Raw genomic sequence first — 3872 nt, 5'->3', positions numbered from 1 at the left:
TGAATCAAATCTCACAGCTACTAAAACTTCGTTCTCTAAAGTTTCAATTTTGTCAAAAGATGGCTCTGGAATTTCTTCGTGATCCTCTTTTCTTCCTTCTAAACAAAATCCCAAGCATTCTTCTGCCATTTCCATGGCCTTTTCAAAATCATCTCCTTCTGTTATAGCCTCTGGTAAATCGGGAAATGTTATCGAATATCTGCCATCTAGCTCACTATGAAATACTGCAGGGTAATATTTCTCCATTATTTTAGCCTCCTTATATATCTGTCCTAAAAATAAAACATATCGGGAGTCGGGACCTATTTCTTTATCCCGGCTCTTTTCAATATGCTCTTTTCAGTACCTGGTGCTAAGTCACCAGTGTGAAAAGGTACAGTAACCTTTATACCGTTACTTTTATTCAAAAACTGTTTGTGAGATCCGACTTGACGTATCTCCTCGAATCCGTTCTTTTTTAACAGCTTTATCATTTGTTTAGCTGTTAACGGTATTGCCTCACCACTTTTTACTAATATTATAATGCATATTCTATTATTCTTTTACAAAAATTTATTCGTAATTTTAAATTATTTCACTTTCATTTTATCGATTTCTTTTCATTTAATAAAGTAAATATCCTATAACTAAAATTATCTTTACAAAATCATAAAAATATGTATTTAAGATAAACATATTTCAGTTTAACTAATGCCTTTTTCTTGATATACACTAATCAAATTTAAAGACAAAAAACAGAAGTTTAAGCTAAATATCAGCTTTTTACTTCTGTTTTTTACATATAGAAAATAGCTTGTTTATATCACAAAATGGAAACTCTAGTTATTGGAGAGTATCATTATTTTACTCTGATTAATTCTAAGTAACTTGTATCTCCTTTGATTCCTGGTTGACCACCAGTAACTAAGATCAATTGACCAGATTCAACTCCGTTTTCTTTAGCTAGAATTTCAGCATAATCCATCATTGTTGCTCTTGTTTGCATATATTTACATTTTACTGGTAAAACACCCCAGTTGATTGCAAGTGAACGCGTAGTATCTTGTTCAGGAGTAGCCGCAATAATTAAAGCTTTAGGACGGTAACGTGACATTTTACGAGCAGTAAATCCACTTTCAGTAAAAGCAATAATTGCAGCTACATTAAATTTAGAAGCAATTTCCGCAACTGACATACAAACAGCTTCAGAAGTATCTTGTGGTGCTGTTCTAACTGCCTGGCGATGTAATGAATCATAGTCTAAGCTTGCTTCTGTTTTTAAAGCGATTTTAGTCATTGTCATAACCGCTTCTTGAGGATATAACCCAGAAGCAGATTCACCAGATAACATGATTGCATCAGTTCCATCAAAGATTGCATTAGCAACGTCACTTACTTCGGCTCTAGTTGGACGTGGGTTTTGTTGCATACTTTCAAGCATTTGTGTAGCTGTAATAACTAGTTTACCTTGATCCTTACATTTTTTAATAATTTCTTTTTGAATCAAAGGTACATCTTCAGCTGGTACTTCAACTCCTAAGTCACCACGAGCAACCATGATTCCATCAGCAATCTTTAAGATTTCATCAACGTTATCAACACCTTCGCTATTTTCAATTTTAGCGATTACCTGGATATCAGAACGCCCATTTTCAATCAATAATTTTTTAACATCAATAACATCCTGAGCCCGTCTTACAAATGAAGCAGCAATAAAGTTGAATGGCTGACTGCATCCAAAAGTAATATCATCAATATCTTTTTCAGATAAATAGTCAAATCCAAGTTTAATACCTGGAACATTGATTCCGCGTTTATTTTTAACAACACCATTATTAGCACAAACACAAACAATATCTTTATCTTCAACATGATCAACTAATAATTCTACTTGACCATCGTTTACTAAAATAAATCCACCTGGTTTAACATCTTTATATAATTCTTTATAAGTAATTGTAAAACGATCACTTGTTCCTTCAATATCTTCAGGTGTAATTACTGATACTTGACCTTTTTTGAACTCAGTTTGTCCCCCAACAAAATCACCAGTTCTAATTTCTGGTCCTTTAGTATCTAATAAGATAGCAACTTTACTACCTAATTCTTGATTGATTTCTGTAATTAATTCAATCTTTTTTAAATGTTCTTCATGAGATCCATGAGAGAAATTTAATCTCATTACGTTCATACCTGCTTTAACCAGTTTAGACAACATTTTTTTGTTATCTGAAGCTGGTCCAATAGTACAAACAATTTTAGTCTTGCTTACTTCATTATTTTTTAACATATTATATTTACCGTCCTTCTTCTCAATTTTTATACATTTCTATTATATCCCAATAATAGCTTCATGGCGAGATTTTTCGGTAATTTTATTAGAAAAAATAGCTATTATTTCTAATAAAATAAAGATTATTTTAAATCAAAATTAATGTATTGTAAAATCATAATATTTAAAAATAATTAATTGCGATGATTTAGATAACCTTTGTTCCTCCATACTTTCTAACTTTTAAAATATGACAAGATCCTTTACCAAAAACCTTTTCTATTTCCATTTGGTATGTTTCAACAAAATCATTTTCAACAAAAGCCTGGATCGTTCCGGCAAATCCGCCACCATGTACGCGGCATACGCCATGATCGCCTAAAATTGTTTGTGACAGGGCTAAAGCTAGAGAAACACTTTGATGATAAACATCACTATTTACATAGACATTTTGTAGATATTTATAAGAACTATCTCCAGATTCTTTGATCAACCGTTTAAACTCATCAAAATCATTATTCATTAAAGCAGCAACTTGTTTTTCGACCCGTTTATTTTCAGCAAATAAATGGATAGCTCTTAAAATAGCTCGATCATTACCTAATTGTTGTAATCTAGAAATATTTTGATAGAATTCCATTTCATCTACTTCACGTAAATATTCTTTACCAAAAAACTTTGCAATTTGCTGCATTTCTTTAGGAATAGCCGCATATTCACCCGTTAGATTAGCGTGATTTCCTTTAGTATCAACGATACATAAACTGTGATCAAATTTAGAAAAATCAACGTCAACTTTTTTTACTGCTGGTTTAGTGACATCTTTAAAATCAATATTGATCAAGCTGCCAACTGAACTAGCACATTGATCCATTAAACCGCATGGCTTTTTAAAATAAACATTTTCTGCGTATTGACCGATTTGAGCAATTAAAACCGGATCAATTTTCATTTCATTATATAAACCAGATATTATTGTTCCAATCAAGGTTTCAAAAGCGGCTGACGATGATAAACCGGCACCAATAATTACATCACTAGTTATAAAAGCATTAAAACCGCCTACTTGATATCCTAATTCTTTAATTTTAGCAACTACACCTCTAATTAGCGCTTCTGAAGTTGCAACTTCAGCTTCTTTAAAATCCAAATCATTAAAATCAATTGGAGCAATATCAAAGCTATCAGAAAGAACTTTGATGGTTTGCTTATTTTTACCAACGATGGCAATTGCATCTAGATTAATTGCTGCTGCTAAAACACAGCCATGTTGGTGATCAGTATGATTACCGCCTACTTCACTACGACCAGGAGCACTATAAATTGATACCGTTTCATCGCCATATAAACTAATATATTTTTCAATTGCCTGGATATAGCGATTACGCTGATATTCCAGTTTACTTTCATCAATATATAGATCATTTAATAATTGATCATAACTATTTTCTTTTAATTCTTTAATTAACTGACTTGCCTGTTTCATTATTTAACTACCTCAAATGTATAAGACGTACTTTCGTCATATACTTCTCCTTTCCTTAAAATTGTGGTTGGATCTGCTTCTAAATTAATCGCATCAGGTAAATTTTGGGTTTCAATACATAAAGCATAGCGTCTT

The 3872-nt window shown here is 31.9% G+C and carries 4 protein-coding genes; all 4 read right to left on the bottom strand.

Annotated features, from left to right (window positions below; genetic code table 11):
- A partial coding sequence (locus J7M77_RS11480) for a type II toxin-antitoxin system HicB family antitoxin (RefSeq protein ID WP_296878658.1) occupies positions 1–246 on the bottom strand: 246 nt, incomplete at its 3' end.
- Between the two features lie 56 nt (positions 247–302).
- Entirely contained in the window at positions 303–473 is a 171-nt protein-coding gene (locus J7M77_RS11475) for a type II toxin-antitoxin system HicA family toxin (RefSeq protein WP_296878656.1), read from the bottom strand.
- Between the two features lie 365 nt (positions 474–838).
- The gene (gene pyk, locus J7M77_RS11470; RefSeq protein ID WP_296878654.1) at positions 839–2269 is read right to left on the bottom strand and encodes a pyruvate kinase; all 1431 of its coding nucleotides are present in this window, start codon (positions 2267–2269) and stop codon (positions 839–841) included.
- A 190-nt stretch (positions 2270–2459) separates the two neighbouring features.
- Entirely contained in the window at positions 2460–3737 is a 1278-nt protein-coding gene (locus J7M77_RS11465) for a galactokinase family protein (protein WP_296878651.1), read from the bottom strand.
- Positions 3738–3872: the final 135 nt, after the last annotated feature.

The organism is Thomasclavelia sp., from assembly GCF_017889095.1.
GTDB lineage: Bacteria > Bacillota_I > Bacilli_A > Erysipelotrichales > Coprobacillaceae > Thomasclavelia.
Note: the sequence above shows the minus strand (reverse complement) of the source record. Positions and strands in the feature narration are given on the sequence as shown.